The following is a 19,796-nucleotide window of genomic DNA, read 5'->3' as shown; positions in this document are numbered from 1 at the left end:
TGTAGGAAGTAAAAAGCCCGGTATAAATATACCGGGCTTTTTAATAAAACGATGGATTACTTGTTCGCAAGAAAGGCTTTTAATTCTTCAGCTGAAATGCCTTGTTCTGCCAATTCTTTGGCGAGTGACTCTACCTGCTCACCTTTACGAGATTCAATGACTTGCTGAAATTGATAAACAATATCTCGCAGTATATGGATTGGTACCTGTTTAGCGGCACTGCGTATACGCTCTTCACTTTGGTTACCCAATTCATTGAGCAACTTACCAAACATGATTTTTTCTGGAGATTCTTCCATTTGCTCGAGAACACGAGCCATTTCGTACGTTGTCAAAGACATTACTGCGTTTATCCAGTTATTAATTAATACGGGGTATATAGAGCTAAATATACACCCGTTTTTTCAATTGGGAAAACTAAATCGATTTTAAATTAGCCGATTTTTACAGTTTGATGCCAGCCTTTACCAACTTTTGTCTTGAGGATAATTAGTGCAGGCAGTACAAGCCACATTTGTAGTGCAATCATATAAGGAGCTTCTAAACCCATTCGCTGCATGATACCAACCAAAAGGCCAGCACCACTCATCTGGAACAAGCCAAGTAGCGCAGCAGCTGTGCCAGCTTTATCGCCAAATGGTGCTAACGCCTTACCCGCCGCAGCCCCCAATATAAGGGCAAAGCCTATCGATGAAAGAATGACTGGAACCATAAACGATGCCGGTGTGTAGAACTTCGCTCCCCACACCATGGCTGCGCCAGCTGTCAATAAAGTAACAATACCGAGTTGCAGAGTTTTGTGGGTCCCCACCTTGTCCATGATTTTTGGCGCTAACATACAGGCAGCGATATTAAACACCGCATTAAGGCCGAACCAGAACGTAAAGGCATTCATCGACAAACCCATTTGTTCCATCAAGACTACGGGTGCAGACGTCACATAGGCAAGAATAACCCCCATCGCCAGCAAACATAGCGTGGCATGAAATAAGAAAGTTGGTGTACTAAGCACCTGTGTGTAGCGAGACAAAGCAAAGTACTTTTCGCCACTTTGAGCAGGATTGGTCTCACGCATGTTAAGCAGAACCATGCCTCCAACCATAAGTGAAAATCCAGCCATAAAACTGAAGTTTGCGCGCCAGCCAAATTGCTGTGTTAAATAACTGCCCAAGATTGGAGCGAGTGCCGGAATAAAACAAATGGCTCCGTTAAGGTAACTGATCATTTTTCCGCTGCGCTCTGGCCCATACATATCGCGAACGGTTGCAAAGGCCGCTACAGATGTCGCGCACGCACCTAAGCCTTGTAGCAACCTTGCGGCAAGCATCCACTCGATAGATTGAGCTGCCCACGCCAAGCAAGCACTCATTCCGTAGATAGCGATACCACCAAGGGCAACCGTTCGACGTCCTAGTTTATCGGCAAGTGGCCCTGCAAAGAGTTGACCTACACCCATCGCAATCAAAAACCAAGTGATCGTGTCCTGCGCACGAGTATGTGCGACATCAAAAGATGAAGAGATCTGCGTCAATGCTGGCAGATAAATATCAATAGCCAAAGGGCTAAAAAATACCAACATGACGAGCGCTGCTACTTGGACTTTAGAAGGGGTGTTATTCAAAGGTCGCCTCTTACCGATAGAATGTGTTCAATTGGGATGCGATTCTATATTCGTTATGATATGAGCAGAAATGGTTTATACTCATTAGCATTATTCCTAGTAGGAATTTCTCACTATGAACTTAGAAAAGCTGAGTCGGATCGATCTCAATTTATTGCTCTGTTTGTCGGTTCTCTTAGATGAATGCAATGTGACTCGGGCAGCAAATCGATTGTGCCTAACCCAATCCGCGGTCAGTAAATCTCTATCCAAACTACGTGAGTTGTTTGATGACCCGCTATTTACTCGTCATGCTCATGGCTTGTCTCCCACACCTCGTGCCCTTCAGCTTAAGCCGAAACTTGATGTTTTGGTAACTCACATGCAGTCGATTACTGCGCCACCAGAGTTTTCGCCGACCACCAGTGAATACCGTTTCCACATTGCAGCCGTTGAGAGCGTCTACCCTCTCATCATGCCGCATTTCTTACCTGCGATATTCAGTCAAGGTCCTAATCTCAGTATTAGTACTCATGCTTGGAACGAATCGACGTTTGAGCAGATGCAAAAAGGCGAACTCGATCTTGGCATCACTGGTAAAGACATTGATATTCGAGATGCAATCCGCACTATGGTCACCCCAGACGATATCCAAGAACTTGAGGTGTATAGAGACAATCAGATGTGTCTGGTTCGTGCAAACCACCCTATTCTTTCTAAACCTTGGAACCTAGATACCTACCTTTCCTTGCGACATGTACAAGTACGCTGTGATGGAAGCGACCGCTGGCTGTTGGACTACAAACTCGCTGATATGGGTAAAGAGCGTGATATCGCCATTACAGTTCCTGACTTTAATAATGCAGCGGCCCTTTGCAGCTACACCGATTTTGTCTTTACCGCACCGAGGCATTTTGTTCATTTGGTCGCTGAGCAAATGGGACTGAGAGTCTTGCCACTGCCCTTAGAGTTTCCTCCGATGGCCTACACCTTATTTTGGCATAAAGATAGAGACCGCGACCCGGCTCTAAACTGGCTTATCGACATCATTCGTCAGAAAACATTGCACTTAAGATAACGAACCAAATTTGATCGTAGTAACTATTGGTGGATAGTTTCATCTGAGCATAGAATCGATTGTATATCATCCGCAAAAGCGCTAGCTTATAGAGCAAATAATAGTAAGGTGACACGCTTCGCCGAGACAAAGGAACTACAGATGCAGGAACAGATTTCTCGCCGAGTTGAACAGATTCAATCTTGGCTCACCGACAATAACTTGGATGCGTTTATTGTTGCCCATGAAGACGAGTACTTGGGCGAGTATGTCCCAGCTCACAACGAGCGACTTCACTGGCTAACGCAGTTCACTGGGTCAGCAGGTGCAGCGGTTATCACTCGCCAATCAGCCGCTATTTTTGTTGATGGTCGCTATACGGTACAAGTTCGCAAGCAAGTTCCAGCAGGTACTTTTGACTACTGCCACCTTATTGAACAACCACCACTAACATGGACTATGGAGTCAGTTGAGCTTGGTGCTCGCATTGCCGTTGATCCACGCATGCATAGAGGGAGTTGGTATCAAGGCGCAATTGATCAGCTTGCAGGTAAGTACGAGCTCGTTGCTGTTGATGAAAACCCGATTGATCTATTCTGGAGCGACCGCCCTGACGCTCTGCTAAGTAACGTTCGTTTGATGCCTTTAGACAAGGTTGGTCAAAGCAGTGAACAGAAGCGTAAGACGCTTGCAGAGTCACTGAACAAGTCTGGTGCCGATGCCGCCATAATTACTGAGCTAGACTCTATTTGTTGGATGCTCAACATTCGTGGTCTCGACGTTTCACGCCTACCTGTTTTGCTTTCCCATGCCATCCTGTACTCCGATGGTAAAACGCAGTTCTTCATCGACCCATCTAGAATCGAAGACCGTGAAGCCTTCAATTCTCACGTTGGGCAAGGCGTAGAAGTTTGCCTCCCTGAGACTTTAGAGAGTGTCCTTAAAACTCTAGAAACCAAAAAAGTCACGTTGGACCCAGCGACAAGTAACGCTTGGTTCAAGCTCAAATTAGAGCAATATGGTGCATTGCTGCTGGAAATCGCCGATCCATGTTTGATGCCAAAGGCGGCTAAGAATTCTGTAGAAGTGGAAGGCATGAAGCAGAGCCACATTCGCGACGGTGCTGCGATGACCAACTTCCTCTGCTGGCTTGATGCAGAAGTTGCGGCTGGTAATCTGTATGACGAAGCTGTACTTGCTGACAAGCTAGAAACCTTCCGCCGCGCGGATGCAAGCCTTGTCGACCTCAGCTTTGATACCATTTCGGCCTCTGCTGGTAATGCTGCTATGTGCCATTACAATCATGAAAACCAGGAAGTACCAGGCCCAATCATTCAAGATACCTTGTACCTTGTAGACTCAGGTGGTCAGTACCTAGACGGCACGACAGATATTACTCGCACCATCGCAATCGGTACGCCTAGTGACGAAATGAAGCGTCAGTTTACACTGGTACTAAAGGGTCATATCAGTCTCGCATCTGCACTCTTCCCGAGAGGAACTTGTGGTCACCAGTTAGATGTATTAGCTCGCCAGCATTTGTGGGCAAATGGCTTCGACTACGACCATGGTACAGGTCATGGTGTGGGTCATTTCCTGAGTGTTCATGAAGGACCACAGCGCATAGCCAAGGCTGTTAACAATACTCCCCTGGTTCCTGGCATGGTGTTGTCAAATGAGCCGGGTTACTATCGTGCAGATGAGTTCGGTATCCGTATAGAGAACCTTGAGCTTGTTGTCGAAAAGGCAACAAATGGTGATAGCGTAATGTACGGTTTTGAGGCGTTGACTCGCTGCCCAATCGACAAACGCAATATCGTGACAGAACTACTCACTGAAGGCGAAAAGGCTTGGTTGAATCAGTATCATCAAAAAGTCTGGAGCGACGTCTCTCCATTAGTCGAGGGGGAAGCGCTGGTGTGGCTAGAGGAAGCTTGTAAGCCACTCTAAGATTAATCCGTTAGATAAAGAAAAGGCGCTGGTTTACAGCGCCTTTTTTCGTTGTTTCACGTGAAACATGTAAGAGTTACTATCCAGAGTAAGACTGGTGCCAATCCTTCCAAACCGGTTCCATACCTGCCCTTTTAACAGAGGCTGCAACAAGCTCTGCACTTCGCTCATCACTAATGGCAAACTGCTCTAGCTCTTCTTCGTCGTTAGCGTAGCCGCCTGGCTGTGTTTTAGATGCTGCGCTAATACTGGTAATACCGAGAGGATAAACATGGTCTCTAAACGTGGCTGATTCACGAGTCGACAGTGACAACTCAACCTCGTTATTGAATAATCGATAAGCGCAGATCAGCTGAACTAACTGTTTGTCTGTCATCACCGACTTAGGTTGCAGTGCTCCCTCGCAAGGTCTAAGCCTAGGGAACGAGATCGAATAACGGGTTTTCCAATAACGACTCTCAAGATACTGAAGGTGTGCCGCGACGTAAAAACAGTCGGTGCGCCACTCTTCGAGTCCTATCAAAGATCCGATACCAATTTTATCAATGCCAGCTTGCGCAAGACGGTCCGGCGTATCCAGTCGGTAATCAAAATCCATCTTGTTACCACGCAGGTGATGTTCTGCATAGGTACGTCTGTGATAGGTCTCCTGATAGACCATCACCGCATCTAAGCCGTGCTGCTTTAATATCGCGTAATCTTCTTTATCTAAAGGCTGCACTTCCATCGCAAGATAGCTAAAGTGTTTTTTGATCTCAGGAATGACTTCGTTAAAGTAGTTCATTCCCACCTTATTCTCGTGCTCGCCTGTCACCAAAAGGATATTGTCGAAGCCCATTTGTTTAATAACGTCACATTCGAGTGCTATTTCCTGCTTCGATAGTGTTTTACGTTTAATACGGTTTTCCATGGAAAAGCCGCAGTAAGTACACGCGTTGGCACACAGGTTGGATAAGTACAAGGGAATGTACATAGACATAGTATGACCGAAACGCTTACGAGTTAGAGCGAAGGAACGCTGCGCCATTTGCTCTAGAAAAGGCTCGGCTGCAGGACTAATCAATGCTTTGAAATCTTCTAGATCAAGACGAGATTTAGACAAAGCTCTTTGCACATCGCCCGCTGTTTTGCCGTAGATAGACAACCTAACGTCATCCCAGTCATACTTAGCATGTTCTTCAACAAAGCTCATGGTGCTCTCTCCTACATCGAATCAAGGAATGCAGTAAGCGGACTAGACGCAACAGCGTGATTCACGGTACCAGCCAATCCACTTTCATAAGCGATGCGACCTGATTCTACTGCTAACTTAAATGCACGAGCCATCGCGACTGGGTCAGCAGCAGCGGCTATTGCTGTGTTAACCAAGACTGCATCGGCCCCCATCTCCATGGCAAGTGCCGCATGAGAAGGCGCACCAATTCCAGCGTCGACGACAACAGGCACATTCGCTTGCTCGATAATGATCTCTAAGAAGTCTTTACTGACTATGCCTTTATTGCTTCCAATTGGAGCACCTAATGGCATCACAGCAGCACAGCCTACTTCCTCTAGATGTTTACAAAGCGTCGGATCAGAGTGACAGTAAGGTAAAACAATAAAGCCATCCTTTACCAACTGCTCCGCCGCCTTTAATGTTTCAATTGGATCAGGTAATAAGTATTTCGGGTCAGGGTGTATTTCCAATTTTAACCAGTTAGTACCCAATGCTTCTCTCGCTAGATGAGCCGCAAATATTGCATCCTTTGCGTTTTTTGCACCTGAGGTGTTGGGAAGCAAGTTGACCTTATTACTGATTAGAGGACGCAAGATGTCATCATCTTGACCGTCGAGATCAACCCGCTTCAGTGCCATCGTCGCTAATTCTGAACCACTCTCTACGATAGACTTCATCATCAACGACTGATCAGCGAATTTACCGGTACCGGTAAAAAGTCTTGAGTTAAAGGTTTTATCTGCAATCTTCAGCATCAGTTAGCCCCCTGCTATCGCTTGAAAAATATTGATGGACATGTTTTCTTTGACAGTGAATGTAGGCCACTCCGATCTAGGAACGATCTGATCGTCGACAGCAATCGCACAACCTAGCGCGTCAATATCTAGCTCTGCAAGCAAGTTAGCTAGGTTAGTTTCTTGCGACATCTGATGGATGGAATTATTTACTTTTAACTGAATCATCTCTGCTCTCTTACTTCTTTTTACTTGTTGCCGCACACACTGCATTCAGTGTCTTTGTTAATTCTCAATGATTGCCAACTACCGTTGAGTCCGTCGAATAGTCTCAAATCTGGCAACTGTTTATCTTGGCTATCACGATGAACGGCTAGGATCAGCTTTAGTGTCTCCAATGCTTGATAGACCCCCATCATCCCAACCACAGGACCCATTACCGCTGATTCAGAGCATTTTGACGCCCCTGTTATCTCGTCAAATGGATACAGGCAGCGATAACACGGTACATCTAGGTTGGATGAAAAAGGGAATACGCTCAGTTGCCCATTCCATCCAATTGCTGCAGCAGTCACTAGATCGGTATTATGTTGACGGCAGTACTGGTTAACAGCCTGGCGTGTAGTGATGTTGTCGCTACAGTCCACAACCACATCTGCAAGCGATATCTCTAACGCTAACTGGCTAGCCTCAAGCCTCTTATTAATCGCTCTGACGCTAATATTCGGGTTTTGGTTGGTGAGACTTTTAGCCAAACACGCTACCTTGGACACACCGACATCTGCGTAGCCATAAGTAACTTGTCTAGGTAGATTGGATGTTTCAATGACATCATCATCTGCTAGCACTATTCGGCCGATCCCAGCTCCAGCTAGATAGATACTTGCGGCAGTTCCAAGGCCACCGCAACCAATGATCAAAACATGAGAGTTCACAATATCTGCTTGTCCTGCTTCACCCACATTCGTCAAGCTGAGTTGTCTCAAATACTGTTTGAACTGAACATCGTTAATCATGTGTTCGCTCACTCATAATCGTTGCAAAGTTATCAAGTACTGCCGGTACGTTGTCGGATAAGGTAATAGCTCGTACAACCGCTAGACTCGTAACACCACAGTCCCAAACGGGTTTCGCTGTTTTAAGATCGATCCCACCAATAGCGACCGTCGGATAGCCGATTACATCACCGTAAGGAATCGAATCGATGAGCTTTTGATATAAGGCCAACCTAACTAACCCTTGTGGTTTCGACGGCATCTGTTTAGTCGTTGTTGGGAAAATGTGGCCTAAAGCAATGTAGCTCGGATTAATCTGGATAATGCGCAGCAGTTCGTAGTAACCGTGCGTCGATAGCCCTAACGCAATGCCTTGCTCAGCTAGTTGTTTTAGGTCCGCAACTTCGATGTCTTCTTGCCCTAAGTGAACACCATACGCACCATGCTTTAGTGCCAACTGCCAATAGTCATTAATAAAGACTTGTGCATCATGCTTCTCACCAAGTCTTATAGCTTGTTCTATTTGTTGTTCAAGGTTAGGTGTGTCAGGTTGCTTGATTCGAAGCTGAATCGTTTTGACACCTAGCTTTAGCAGACGCTCTATCCATTCAATGCTATCAACCACTGGATAGAGACCTAGCTTTTGCTTACTCACTGTAGGGAAAGCTTGGTTGGACGCATCAACGGCCCAGCCAACACGAATGCCAAGGTGATGGTTTTCAATAACGGGTACTGAAAACTGCTCGAGCTGAGCTGGCCATGTTTCACGTGAAACACTCCCTGCTCTTGCGAGCATCATCGTATCCTCAAGAGGAAAATCCAGAGCTAAGCAGACAACAAACCAAGCAAAATGATTATCCTTGTCTATGACCTTATTGGCGTCCGTTGAAGCCTTTATGGTGTCCTCTCTACACGACCAAACATCAGCGTAATTATTAGCGCTAGTGACATCGATGTAGACATCGCCAAATTCAAGCGATGCAAGGTTACTCGATAACTGTGTTTCATTTAAATCATGTGAATAGCGAACTCGATAGTCACAGTTAGCAAAGTGTTCTTTACTATTACTGTCGCTAGAAATCGTACTGACTTCATTTCCATCAACAATCGTCACTACCTCACATTGGTCTGAGATAGAAAGTTCGATGGACTCGACAGCAAAGCCAACCTTACTTGCAAGCTGAAGTACATCCTCAATATGAGAATGTACAGGCGCATAAATAGAGGGCAATAAAAGTTTCAACGGAAGCTCCTTAGTCTTCTAGTTGGTAGAGTTATTCTTTGGTGACAGCTGGGTGGTAAAGTTCGGCACCCGTCGCCCTAAACTCCTGAGATTTTTGACGCATTCCTTCAAGGGGATCATCGATTAATTTGACCTCAATATTTTCATTGGATTGATAGTCTTTTGCATACTCGCGAACCTCTTGTGAGATTTTCATTGAGCAGAATTTAGGACCACACATAGAACAGAAGTGGGCAACTTTCCCAGATTCTTGAGGCAAGGTTTCGTCATGGAATTGGCGTGCTGTATCGGGGTCGAGAGCGAGGTTGAATTGATCTTCCCAGCGGAACTCAAATCTTGCCTTTGACAGTGCATTATCACGGATCTGAGCGCCCGGATGACCCTTTGCCAAATCAGCAGCGTGTGCGGCAAGTTTGTAAGTAATAAGACCTGTCTTCACATCTTCTTTATTGGGCAGGCCAAGATGCTCTTTGGGTGTCACATAACACAACATAGCGCAGCCATACCAACCAATCATTGCAGCACCGATACCTGAGGTAATGTGGTCATAGCCAGGTGCAATATCTGTAGTCAATGGACCTAGAGTATAGAAAGGCGCTTCGTGGCAATGTTTAAGCTGCTCTTCCATGTTCTCTTTAATCATATGCATTGGCACATGGCCTGGGCCTTCAATGATTACCTGAACATCATGTTCCCACGCTATCTTAGTCAGTTTACCAAGCGTTCTAAGCTCAGCAAACTGAGCTTCATCGTTAGCATCGGCTATCGAACCGGGGCGCAGCCCATCGCCTAGAGATAACGCAACGTCATAGCGTGCACAAATCTCACAGATCTCTTTGAAGTTAGTGTAGAGGAAGCTCTCTTCATGATGCGCAAGACACCACTTAGCGATAATAGAACCACCTCGGCTTACAATGCCTGTCACACGCTTTGCGGTTAATGGGATATGATGTAGGAGCAAACCCGCGTGGATCGTAAAGTAATCAACCCCCTGCTCCGCTTGCTCTATCAGTGTATCTCGCATCACTTCCCATGTAAGATTCTCAGCTACACCATTTACCTTTTCTAATGCTTGATACATAGGAACGGTACCGATCGGTACTGGACTATTTCTAAGGATCCATTCTCGAGTCTCGTGAATATTTCGTCCGGTAGACAAATCCATCACGGTATCGGCACCCCAGCGCGTACCCCACACCAATTTTTCTACTTCTTCTTCAATCGATGACGTGACCGATGAATTACCGATATTGGCGTTAACCTTCACTAAAAAGTTTCGACCAATGATCATTGGCTCAGACTCTGGGTGATTGATGTTTGACGGTATAATGGCACGCCCTTCAGCAACCTCTTTACGCACAAACTCAGGAGTGATTTCTTTTGGTAGGTTAGCGCCGAAGTGTTGTCCAGGGTGCTGCTGAGTGAGCATTTCGTCTTTAAGCTTTTGACGTCCCATATTCTCGCGGATGGCGATGTACTCCATCTCAGGAGTAATAATGCCTTTGCGAGCGTAGTGAAGTTGAGTAACGCATGCTCCATCGGCACCACGTCTAATGCGAGGTAATTGACCGTAACGAAGCTCATCCAAGGTTTCATCAGCTAAACGCTCCTTGGCGAACTCAGAAGTCACACCGTCTAGTACTTCCGTATCTAGGCGTTCTTCTATCCATTGCTCCCTGAGCTTTGGGAGGCCATTGTAGAGGTCGATGTCATGTTGAGGGTCTGTGTATAAGCCAGAGGTGTCATACACGTGTATAGGCTCGTTAGGCTCGTATACAGGGTTATCTTGATTGCCACCAATTAGACTATCGGAAAGAGAGATCTTACGCATCGGTACCTGCAGATCGCTGCGGCTACCTTGAATATAGGTTTTCTCTGAGTTTGGATAAGGCGTCACCGATAACGTATCGATGAAGTTCTTTGCGTCTAGTCTATTTTGCTTACGTGTCGACATAGCATTTCCTTATATATCATATAGTTATAAAAGATAAATGCTTGACGGATGTGTGAATACAAGAGGTATCAACTGCAATAGCGCGAGCTATTTGATAATAAAAGAGGTGAAGTTACTTTTATTCTCTTGTTCCCTTCGCTGGTATTAACCAGATCAGGTTCAACGGATCCCGAATTAACGGTCTCAGCCCAGAGGGCACTCCGACAAGTATTGGCAACGATTATAGAAGAAAAGATTCCGAACATTCAATAACCGTTGAGTGGTTTTTGACTAACTTTTGGTTAAAATTTGAAAACCTATCCAACAGGCTGAGATACTTAACACAACGTTAAGGAGCACGTTTAGTCCCATCTTCAAAAATGCGCCTTGCTGCATTAGTAATACATTGTCCATCGAAAAGGTAGAGAATGTCGTCAATGCGCCTAAAAAGCCAAGACCAATGATCTGACGCCATGGCTCTGGAGCAAACACCTCTGCCTCAAAAGCCGCTATCAACAGCCCCATGATAAACGAACCGACAACATTCACGGTTAACGTACCATAAGGGAAACCACGCCCTAGGATCATCACACAAAGCTCAGAAATCAAATAGCGACTGCAAGCGCCAAATGCCCCACCGATTGCTATAAAGCCTAAAATTGAAAGCTGTCCCATAACCACTCTTTTTAAAAAACTTACTGATGGGAGTAATAATATACGAACACTCTATAAATTCGAGTGAAGATCTAGGAAACTAAGGATAAATTTTGATGATGTAGTGGGCTGAACCCTACCAAAAATTCAAAAGTTACAGGAGTAACGTTTGCACTGAGTGTGGTTTGATTGCTACAGATGAATACAGTACGAGATAATTAAAGAATTACAAATGCAAAAAAACCTCGTCGTTAAACGAGGCTTCTTGATAAATGGCGGGGACGCCCAGTCTAGGGTTGCATACAACCGGGACTCGACTTCCTTGAAAGGGAAGCTACCAAACTATAGATGATAAAAAACCCGACGCTTTCGCATCGGGTTTTCTAATAAGTGGCGGAGTGGACGGGACTCGAACCCGCGACCCCCGGCGTGACAGGCCGGTATTCTAACCAACTGAACTACCACTCCGCAGTGGCATACTCGCTAATGCAAGTGTCCAAAATTTAAAGCCTGGCGATGTCCTACTCTCACATGGGGAAGCCCCACACTACCATCGGCGCTATTGCGTTTCACTTCTGAGTTCGGCATGGAGTCAGGTGGGTCCACAACGCTATGGTCGCCAAGCAAATTCTGCTTTGGTTTTCAGCTTTTCAAAAAAGCTAAAAGCCAAAATATCTGGAAAGCTGTTAATGTGTTCTCATACACATTCAATGTTCTTACTTTGAGTCCATCAAAACCCTTTGGGTGTTGTATGGTTAAGCCTCACGGGCAATTAGTACAGGTTAGCTCAACGCCTCACAACGCTTACACACCCTGCCTATCAACGTTCTAGTCTCGAACAACCCTTTAGGACACTTAAAGTGCCAGGGAAGACTCATCTCAGGGCTCGCTTCCCGCTTAGATGCTTTCAGCGGTTATCGATTCCGAACTTAGCTACCGGGCAATGCGATTGGCATCACAACCCGAACACCAGAGGTTCGTCCACTCCGGTCCTCTCGTACTAGGAGCAGCCCCCTTCAATCTTCCAACGCCCACGGCAGATAGGGACCGAACTGTCTCACGACGTTCTAAACCCAGCTCGCGTACCACTTTAAATGGCGAACAGCCATACCCTTGGGACCGACTTCAGCCCCAGGATGTGATGAGCCGACATCGAGGTGCCAAACACCGCCGTCGATATGAACTCTTGGGCGGTATCAGCCTGTTATCCCCGGAGTACCTTTTATCCGTTGAGCGATGGCCCTTCCATTCAGAACCACCGGATCACTATGACCTGCTTTCGCACCTGCTCGAATTGTCATTCTCGCAGTCAAGCGGGCTTATGCCATTGCACTAACCTCACGATGTCCAACCGTGATTAGCCCACCTTCGTGCTCCTCCGTTACTCTTTGGGAGGAGACCGCCCCAGTCAAACTACCCACCAGGCACTGTCCGCAACCCCGATAAGGGGTCGACGTTAGAACATCAACACTACAAGGGTGGTATTTCAAGGACGGCTCCACTAATACTGGCGTACTAGTTTCAAAGCCTCCCACCTATCCTACACATGTAGGGTCAATGTTCAGTGCCAAGCTGTAGTAAAGGTTCACGGGGTCTTTCCGTCTAGCCGCGGGTACACTGCATCTTCACAGCGATTTCAATTTCACTGAGTCTCGGGTGGAGACAGCGTGGCCATCATTACGCCATTCGTGCAGGTCGGAACTTACCCGACAAGGAATTTCGCTACCTTAGGACCGTTATAGTTACGGCCGCCGTTTACCGGGGCTTCGATCAAGAGCTTCGACCGAAGTCTAACCCCATCAATTAACCTTCCGGCACCGGGCAGGCGTCACACCGTATACGTCATCTTACGATTTTGCACAGTGCTGTGTTTTTAATAAACAGTTGCAGCCACCTGGTATCTGCGACTCCCCATAGCTCCATCCGCAAGGGACTTCACCGCGAGGAGCGTACCTTCTCCCGAAGTTACGGTACCATTTTGCCTAGTTCCTTCACCCGAGTTCTCTCAAGCGCCTTGGTATTCTCTACCCGACCACCTGTGTCGGTTTGGGGTACGATTCCTTACAATCTGAAGCTTAGAGGCTTTTCCTGGAAGCATGGCATCAATGACTTCACTACCGTAGTAGCTCGACGTCGTGTCTCAGCCTTAAAGAGAGCCGGATTTACCTAACTCTCAAGCCTACGCACTTGAACCTGGACAACCGTCGCCAGGCCCACCTAGCCTTCTCCGTCCCCCCATCGCAATTGTAAGAAGTACGGGAATATTAACCCGTTTCCCATCGACTACGCCTTTCGGCCTCGCCTTAGGGGTCGACTCACCCTGCCCCGATTAACGTTGGACAGGAACCCTTGGTCTTCCGGCGAGGAGGTTTTTCACCCCCTTTATCGTTACTCATGTCAGCATTCGCACTTCTGATACCTCCAGCAGACCTTACAATCCACCTTCAACGGCTTACAGAACGCTCCCCTACCCAATACATAAAATGCATTGCCGCAGCTTCGGTTTATAGCTTAGCCCCGTTACATCTTCCGCGCAGGCCGACTCGACTAGTGAGCTATTACGCTTTCTTTAAATGATGGCTGCTTCTAAGCCAACATCCTAGCTGTCTAAGCCTTCCCACATCGTTTCCCACTTAGCTATAATTTGGGACCTTAGCTGGCGGTCTGGGTTGTTTCCCTCTCCACGACGGACGTTAGCACCCGCCGTGTGTCTCCCGGATAGTACTTACTGGTATTCGGAGTTTGCAAAGGGTTGGTAAGTCGGGATGACCCCCTAGCCTTAACAGTGCTCTACCCCCAGTAGTATTCGTCCGAGGCTCTACCTAAATAGATTTCGGGGAGAACCAGCTATCTCCAGGTTTGATTGGCCTTTCACCCCTAGCCACAAGTCATCCGCTAATTTTTCAACATTAGTCGGTTCGGTCCTCCAGTTGATGTTACTCAACCTTCAACCTGCCCATGGCTAGATCACCTGGTTTCGGGTCTATATCCAGAGACTGAACGCCCAGTTAAGACTCGGTTTCCCTACGGCTCCCCTAAACGGTTAACCTTGCCACTGAATATAAGTCGCTGACCCATTATACAAAAGGTACGCAGTCACACCACGAAGGTGCTCCTACTGCTTGTACGTACACGGTTTCAGGTTCTATTTCACTCCCCTCACAGGGGTTCTTTTCGCCTTTCCCTCACGGTACTGGTTCACTATCGGTCAGTCAGTAGTATTTAGCCTTGGAGGATGGTCCCCCCATATTCAGACAGGATATCACGTGTCCCGCCCTACTCGATTTCACTGATGATGAGATGTCGGTTACGGGGCTATCACCCTGTATCGCGGCACTTTCCAGAGCCTTCACCTGTCTCATTAAAAGCTTAAGGGCTAATCCAATTTCGCTCGCCGCTACTTTCGGAATCTCGGTTGATTTCTCTTCCTCGGGGTACTTAGATGTTTCAGTTCCCCCGGTTCGCCTCGCTGAGCTATGTATTCACTCAGCGATACCTGCTTATGCAGGTGGGTTTCCCCATTCAGGAATCCCAGACTCAAAGGTTATTACTACCTAATCTGGGCTTATCGCAAGTTATTACGCCTTTCATCGCCTCTGACTGCCAAGGCATCCACCGTGTACGCTTAGTCACTTAACCATACAACCCCAAAGGGTCTTTGTTACGTAACCAAAGTTGTCTGCAATTTTTATACATGTGCAGACTCGATTTTGCCGGACTCAAATATGAATAGCTTTCGCTATTCCCAAGAACACTTGAATGTGTGTTGGTACCTAAATCATTTCTTTGTAAAAAAGGAATCATCTAGGATTTGAGAACTTTTAATTGAATAAGAATAATCAATTCTTATTCGTCAGCTTTCCAAATTGTTAAAGAGCTATGCAAACTAATTGCACTTTCTAAAGATTCTCAGTGCCTTGCGGCGTCAAAAATTCCAACCACGTACGCTTTACTGAAGTGGTTTGGAAATTCTTAATCCAAAAATTCTTAGAGAGTGGTGGGCGATACCGGGCTCGAACCAGTGACCCCCTCCTTGTAAGGGAGGTGCTCTCCCAACTGAGCTAATCGCCCACATTTAGTTTTTTACATTTCCCGTGGAAGGAAATGGTGGGTCGTGCAGGATTCGAACCTGCGACCAATTGATTAAAAGTCAACTGCTCTACCAACTGAGCTAACGACCCAATGGTATCCCGTAGGGGAGTCGAACCCCTGTTACCGCCGTGAAAGGGCGGTGTCCTAGGCCTCTAGACGAACGGGACACTAAGTTGTAAGTGTTGGGCACTTACATTATCTCTTTACATCATAAACCATCAATCTGTGTGAACACTCATCGCAATAATCTTTCGTATAAGGAGGTGATCCAGCCCCAGGTTCCCCTAGGGCTACCTTGTTACGACTTCACCCCAGTCATGAACCACAAAGTGGTGAGCGTCCTCCCGAAGGTTAAACTACCCACTTCTTTTGCAGCCCACTCCCATGGTGTGACGGGCGGTGTGTACAAGGCCCGGGAACGTATTCACCGTGGCATTCTGATCCACGATTACTAGCGATTCCGACTTCATGGAGTCGAGTTGCAGACTCCAATCCGGACTACGACGCACTTTTTGGGATTCGCTCACTTTCGCAAGTTGGCCGCCCTCTGTATGCGCCATTGTAGCACGTGTGTAGCCCTACTCGTAAGGGCCATGATGACTTGACGTCGTCCCCACCTTCCTCCGGTTTATCACCGGCAGTCTCCCTGGAGTTCCCACCCGAAGTGCTGGCAAACAAGGATAAGGGTTGCGCTCGTTGCGGGACTTAACCCAACATTTCACAACACGAGCTGACGACAGCCATGCAGCACCTGTCTCAGAGTTCCCGAAGGCACCAAAGCATCTCTGCTAAGTTCTCTGGATGTCAAGAGTAGGTAAGGTTCTTCGCGTTGCATCGAATTAAACCACATGCTCCACCGCTTGTGCGGGCCCCCGTCAATTCATTTGAGTTTTAATCTTGCGACCGTACTCCCCAGGCGGTCTACTTAACGCGTTAGCTCCGAAAGCCACGGCTCAAGGCCACAACCTCCAAGTAGACATCGTTTACGGCGTGGACTACCAGGGTATCTAATCCTGTTTGCTCCCCACGCTTTCGCATCTGAGTGTCAGTATCTGTCCAGGGGGCCGCCTTCGCCACCGGTATTCCTTCAGATCTCTACGCATTTCACCGCTACACCTGAAATTCTACCCCCCTCTACAGTACTCTAGTCAGCCAGTTTCAAATGCAGTTCCGAGGTTGAGCCCCGGGCTTTCACATCTGACTTAACTAACCACCTGCATGCGCTTTACGCCCAGTAATTCCGATTAACGCTCGCACCCTCCGTATTACCGCGGCTGCTGGCACGGAGTTAGCCGGTGCTTCTTCTGTCGCTAACGTCAAACGATGCCGCTATTAACGACACCGCCTTCCTCACGACTGAAAGTGCTTTACAACCCGAAGGCCTTCTTCACACACGCGGCATGGCTGCATCAGGCTTGCGCCCATTGTGCAATATTCCCCACTGCTGCCTCCCGTAGGAGTCTGGACCGTGTCTCAGTTCCAGTGTGGCTGATCATCCTCTCAGACCAGCTAGGGATCGTCGCCTTGGTGAGCCATTACCTCACCAACTAGCTAATCCCACCTGGGCATATCCTGACGCGAGAGGCCCGAAGGTCCCCCTCTTTGAGCCGAAGCTATTATGCGGTATTAGCCATCGTTTCCAATGGTTATCCCCCACATCAGGGCAATTTCCCAGGCATTACTCACCCGTCCGCCGCTCGACGCCGTTAACGTTCCCCGAAGGTTCAGTTAACTCGTTTCCGCTCGACTTGCATGTGTTAGGCCTGCCGCCAGCGTTCAATCTGAGCCATGATCAAACTCTTCAATTTAAGATTTTGTCGGCTCAATGAATACTGAACATTACATAAGTAATGTTTGAATTGACTGTGCTGAATCTTTCGATTCAATGGTCACTTCGTTTCATTGAAACCTAATTTGATACCGCTCTTTATTAAGAGAAATATCTAATTTGATTATCATCAACGAGTGCCCACACAGATTGATAGGTTTATATTGTTAAAGAGCTTGTTTCGAGCTTCGCTCAAAACGGACGGCCATTTTAGCGAGATAAGTTTTCGTGTCAACCACTTTTTTCAACTTATTTTGCTAAGCTTCTTAGAAGCTTGTGACCTTCTGACTCGTTGGGGATTTCGTTGTCCTTTCCCGTGTCAGCGAGGGGGCATTATAGAGATCGGATTAAACTTGGCAACCCTTTTTTTAAAGTTTTTCGCTTTTTTTTATCGTTCGCTTAAAAACGAGTCAAAACGGCGCAAAAACCAACGTTTTCTCTCTATAGCTGGGCAAATTTCTCAGCAAACCGCCCCACTTTCTCCCAATTGGTGTACTCAACTTCTTTGGAGGTATCCGTTTCGCCGCCGGTCATGGTCATAATTAACTTAATCATAAAGCGATCAAACGAATTATAACGAGGGTAATAGAGGGCACCGGCAAAAACACCAATAAGGGTCGGTTGCCAAGGCGACTTTTTAAGAAACGTCTTTATGTATGCACTGCCTTCTGGCGTATCTTTACCTTGGTCTTCTTTTCTTGCCGTCAGGTTCACGCAGAAGAACGCCGCCTTCATCTCACCCAGTTGTTTTTGGTGAGCTTCAATAAACTGATACAGCTTCTTATTAAGATGGCCATATCGAATCGAGGCACCAATCAGTACTTTGTCATAGTCACGCAGATTTACATCTGGGTTTTCATGCAGGTTAATAACGGCAGCATCATTGTGACCAAGCTGCTCAGCAATACGCCCAATGATTTTCTTTGTTTGTCCTTCGCGAGAAGAATAGAGATAGAGAACTTTTTCCACGATAATTTCCTTCGCTGCCATCTATTAGTAAAGTGGTATTGATGAATTAGCTTCGCCAGAATGCTGGCGTTAGTAATATAAGAAGAGTGAACACTTCCAATCGCCCAAATAGCATCGACACAATCAGTACCCATTTCGCCTTGTCGTTCACATCACCAAAGTGAAGAGCCACCTCACCAAGACCTGGACCCAAGTTATTCAGTGTCGCCGCTACGGCAGAGAAAGCACTCAGCTCATCCATACCCGTTGCGATAAGTGCCAACATACACACCACAAACACCAGCGCGTAAGCGGAGAAGAACCCCCATACTGCATCGACAACGCGCTGAGATAGAGCTGTTCCGCCAACCTTGATGGTATACACCGCTCTTGGGTGAACCAAGCGCTTCATTTCACGGGCACCTTGCAGTGTCAGTAGGAGAATACGAATGACCTTCATGCCGCCACCCGTTGAACCTGCACAGCCACCAATAAATGAAGAGAACAGCAGGAGTACCGGCAAGAACAGTGGCCACTCAGAGAACCCCGTTGTCGTAAAGCCGGCTGTCGTCGATATTGAAACTGACTGGAACAGAGCCTGATCGAACGCGTCATACATGGAATTGTAGGAGTGATGCTCAAGCAAGATAAGGAAGCACACCAAAAACAGAACCACCTGAATAAAGATGAAGGCTCTAAACTCAGGATCTTTCCAATAATATTTAGGATGCACGCCGCCAGAGGCAAAAGCCGCAAAGTGCAAAGAATAGTTACACGCAGAGATCAGCAGGAATACAACGGTAATCATGTTGATAGCCGGGCTGTTGAAATAACCCATACTCGCATCGTGTGTCGAGAAGCCGCCAATCGCAATCGTCGAGAAGCTATGGGCAATCGCATCAAACGGCGTCATGCCTGCCACCCAAAACGCCGCTGCACAGGCAATAGTTAGACTGAGATAGATGTACCAAAGGGCTTTTGCAGTCTCTGCAATACGCGGCGTCATCTTACTGTCTTTAACTGGTCCTGGGATCTCTGCCCGATAGAGCTGCATCCCACCGATACCAAGTACCGGCAATATGGCCACAGCAAGTACGATAATACCCATACCACCAAACCACTGAAGTAGCTGACGATAGAACAAAATCGCTTTAGGAAGCTCATCCAAGCCAACGATCACTGTCGCCCCTGTCGTCGTGAGTGCCGAGAAGGATTCAAAGAAGGCATCCGTGACAGAGACATTGGGATAATCAGAAATCAAAAATGGCAGTGCACCCGCACTACCGATTACGGTCCAAAACAGTACAACAATAAGGAAGCCATCTCTGGCTTTGAGCTCGTGTTTATGACGACGGTTTGGAAACCAGAAAAACCCGCCACAAACAAGTAGGACGAAAAAGGTGGTCACAAAAGGCACACCCGCACCATCTCGATAAATCAGTGCGACTAAAGCGGGTGCGAGCATTGAAACGCTAAACAGAGCGAGTAGCAGTCCGACAATGCGAATTATGGATCGAAATTGCATATGAGTTGATGAAGCGCTGCT

The 19,796-nt window shown here is 47.1% G+C and carries 13 protein-coding genes, 4 tRNA genes, 3 rRNA genes and 1 riboswitch; of the genes, 2 read left to right on the top strand and 18 right to left on the bottom strand.

The features are described from left to right. Positions 1–56: 56 nt before the first annotated feature. Entirely contained in the window at positions 57–341 is a 285-nt protein-coding gene (locus LY387_RS00190) for a hypothetical protein (protein WP_042478912.1), read from the bottom strand. A gap of 92 nt (positions 342–433) precedes the next feature. Then, positions 434–1,579 (bottom strand): multidrug effflux MFS transporter, encoded by a 1,146-nt coding sequence (locus tag LY387_RS00185; RefSeq protein WP_234496024.1) that lies wholly within the window; start codon positions 1,577–1,579, stop codon positions 434–436. Between the two features lie 157 nt (positions 1,580–1,736). Here LY387_RS00185 and LY387_RS00180 point away from each other — a divergent pair, with 157 nt between their 5' ends. Together LY387_RS00180 and LY387_RS00175 are read left to right on the top strand one after the other, a co-directional pair. Further along, positions 1,737–2,678, top strand: coding sequence for a LysR family transcriptional regulator (locus tag LY387_RS00180; protein WP_234494918.1), 942 nt, complete (start codon positions 1,737–1,739; stop codon positions 2,676–2,678). A gap of 141 nt (positions 2,679–2,819) precedes the next feature. Next, positions 2,820–4,607, top strand: coding sequence for an aminopeptidase P family protein (locus LY387_RS00175; protein ID WP_234494917.1), 1,788 nt, complete (start codon positions 2,820–2,822; stop codon positions 4,605–4,607). A gap of 79 nt (positions 4,608–4,686) precedes the next feature. On the opposite strand, the gene thiH is transcribed toward LY387_RS00175, so the two are convergent. The 16 genes from thiH to LY387_RS00095 all read right to left on the bottom strand — a co-directional run bounded on the left by thiH (position 4,687) and on the right by LY387_RS00095 (position 19,775). Continuing rightward, positions 4,687–5,799: a 2-iminoacetate synthase ThiH gene (gene thiH, locus LY387_RS00170; protein WP_234494916.1), complete on the bottom strand. Its 1,113-nt coding sequence runs from the start codon at positions 5,797–5,799 to the stop codon at positions 4,687–4,689. Between the two features lie 11 nt (positions 5,800–5,810). After that, on the bottom strand, positions 5,811–6,578 hold the full coding sequence (locus tag LY387_RS00165; protein WP_234494915.1) for a thiazole synthase: 768 nt from the start codon (positions 6,576–6,578) through the stop codon (positions 5,811–5,813). 3 nt (positions 6,579–6,581) lie between these two features. After that, positions 6,582–6,785 carry a sulfur carrier protein ThiS gene (gene thiS / locus LY387_RS00160; protein WP_234494914.1) on the bottom strand — a complete coding sequence of 68 codons (204 nt, stop codon included), beginning with the start codon at positions 6,783–6,785 and terminating at the stop codon, positions 6,582–6,584. Positions 6,786–6,805: 20 nt separating this feature from the next. Then, positions 6,806–7,573, bottom strand: a complete 768-nt coding sequence (locus LY387_RS00155) for a HesA/MoeB/ThiF family protein (RefSeq protein ID WP_234494913.1) — start codon at positions 7,571–7,573, stop codon at positions 6,806–6,808. Beyond that, the gene (locus LY387_RS00150; RefSeq protein WP_234494912.1) at positions 7,566–8,795 is read right to left on the bottom strand and encodes a thiamine phosphate synthase; all 1,230 of its coding nucleotides are present in this window, start codon (positions 8,793–8,795) and stop codon (positions 7,566–7,568) included. Before LY387_RS00150 ends, LY387_RS00155 begins: the two co-directional genes overlap by 8 nt. A 31-nt stretch (positions 8,796–8,826) precedes the next feature. Further along, entirely contained in the window at positions 8,827–10,749 is a 1,923-nt protein-coding gene (gene thiC / locus LY387_RS00145) for a phosphomethylpyrimidine synthase ThiC (RefSeq protein WP_234494911.1), read from the bottom strand. A gap of 113 nt (positions 10,750–10,862) precedes the next feature. After that, positions 10,863–10,962: riboswitch (TPP riboswitch) on the bottom strand. Positions 10,963–11,019: 57 nt separating this feature from the next. After that, complete coding sequence (gene crcB / locus LY387_RS00140; protein ID WP_234494910.1) at positions 11,020–11,403, bottom strand: fluoride efflux transporter CrcB; 384 nt, start codon at positions 11,401–11,403, stop codon at positions 11,020–11,022. A gap of 370 nt (positions 11,404–11,773) precedes the next feature. After that, a tRNA-Asp gene (locus LY387_RS00135) sits at positions 11,774–11,850 on the bottom strand. A gap of 40 nt (positions 11,851–11,890) precedes the next feature. Next, a 5S ribosomal RNA gene (gene rrf, locus LY387_RS00130) occupies positions 11,891–12,006 on the bottom strand. A gap of 127 nt (positions 12,007–12,133) precedes the next feature. After that, a 23S ribosomal RNA gene (locus tag LY387_RS00125) occupies positions 12,134–15,021 on the bottom strand. A 356-nt stretch (positions 15,022–15,377) separates the two neighbouring features. Beyond that, positions 15,378–15,453: transfer RNA gene (locus tag LY387_RS00120), tRNA-Val, on the bottom strand. 34 nt (positions 15,454–15,487) lie between these two features. Continuing rightward, a tRNA-Lys gene (locus LY387_RS00115) sits at positions 15,488–15,563 on the bottom strand. Positions 15,564–15,565: 2 nt separating this feature from the next. Next, positions 15,566–15,641, bottom strand: a tRNA-Glu gene (locus LY387_RS00110). Between the two features lie 89 nt (positions 15,642–15,730). Next, positions 15,731–17,282: ribosomal RNA gene (locus LY387_RS00105) — 16S ribosomal RNA — on the bottom strand. The 16S, 23S and 5S rRNA genes sit together here with 4 tRNA genes alongside, the layout of an rRNA operon. Before the next feature lie 461 nt (positions 17,283–17,743). Beyond that, entirely contained in the window at positions 17,744–18,271 is a 528-nt protein-coding gene (hemG, locus tag LY387_RS00100) for a menaquinone-dependent protoporphyrinogen IX dehydrogenase (RefSeq protein WP_234494909.1), read from the bottom strand. A gap of 46 nt (positions 18,272–18,317) precedes the next feature. Continuing rightward, positions 18,318–19,775: a TrkH family potassium uptake protein gene (locus tag LY387_RS00095; protein ID WP_112460744.1), complete on the bottom strand. Its 1,458-nt coding sequence runs from the start codon at positions 19,773–19,775 to the stop codon at positions 18,318–18,320. Positions 19,776–19,796: the final 21 nt, after the last annotated feature.

The organism is Vibrio maritimus, from assembly GCF_021441885.1.
Taxonomy (GTDB): Bacteria; Pseudomonadota; Gammaproteobacteria; order Enterobacterales; family Vibrionaceae; genus Vibrio; species Vibrio maritimus_B.
This window is presented reverse-complemented; position numbering and strand designations above follow the sequence as displayed.

Bases quoted from the DNA above. Each gene is read 5' to 3' on its own strand.
- LY387_RS00190 (WP_042478912.1), bottom strand. From the start codon at position 341: ATGTCTTTGACAACGTACGAAATGGCTCGTGTTCTCGAGCAAATGGAA.
- LY387_RS00185 (WP_234496024.1), bottom strand. From the start codon at position 1,579: ATGTTGGTATTTTTTAGCCCTTTGGCTATTGATATTTATCTGCCAGCA.
- LY387_RS00180 (WP_234494918.1), top strand. From the start codon at position 1,737: ATGAACTTAGAAAAGCTGAGTCGGATCGATCTCAATTTATTGCTCTGT.
- LY387_RS00175 (WP_234494917.1), top strand. From the start codon at position 2,820: ATGCAGGAACAGATTTCTCGCCGAGTTGAACAGATTCAATCTTGGCTC.
- thiH (WP_234494916.1), bottom strand. From the start codon at position 5,799: ATGAGCTTTGTTGAAGAACATGCTAAGTATGACTGGGATGACGTTAGG.
- LY387_RS00165 (WP_234494915.1), bottom strand. From the start codon at position 6,578: ATGCTGAAGATTGCAGATAAAACCTTTAACTCAAGACTTTTTACCGGT.
- thiS (WP_234494914.1), bottom strand. From the start codon at position 6,785: ATGATTCAGTTAAAAGTAAATAATTCCATCCATCAGATGTCGCAAGAA.
- LY387_RS00155 (WP_234494913.1), bottom strand. From the start codon at position 7,573: ATGATTAACGATGTTCAGTTCAAACAGTATTTGAGACAACTCAGCTTG.
- thiC (WP_234494911.1), bottom strand. From the start codon at position 10,749: ATGTCGACACGTAAGCAAAATAGACTAGACGCAAAGAACTTCATCGAT.
- crcB (WP_234494910.1), bottom strand. From the start codon at position 11,403: ATGGGACAGCTTTCAATTTTAGGCTTTATAGCAATCGGTGGGGCATTT.
- LY387_RS00095 (WP_112460744.1), bottom strand. From the start codon at position 19,775: ATGCAATTTCGATCCATAATTCGCATTGTCGGACTGCTACTCGCTCTG.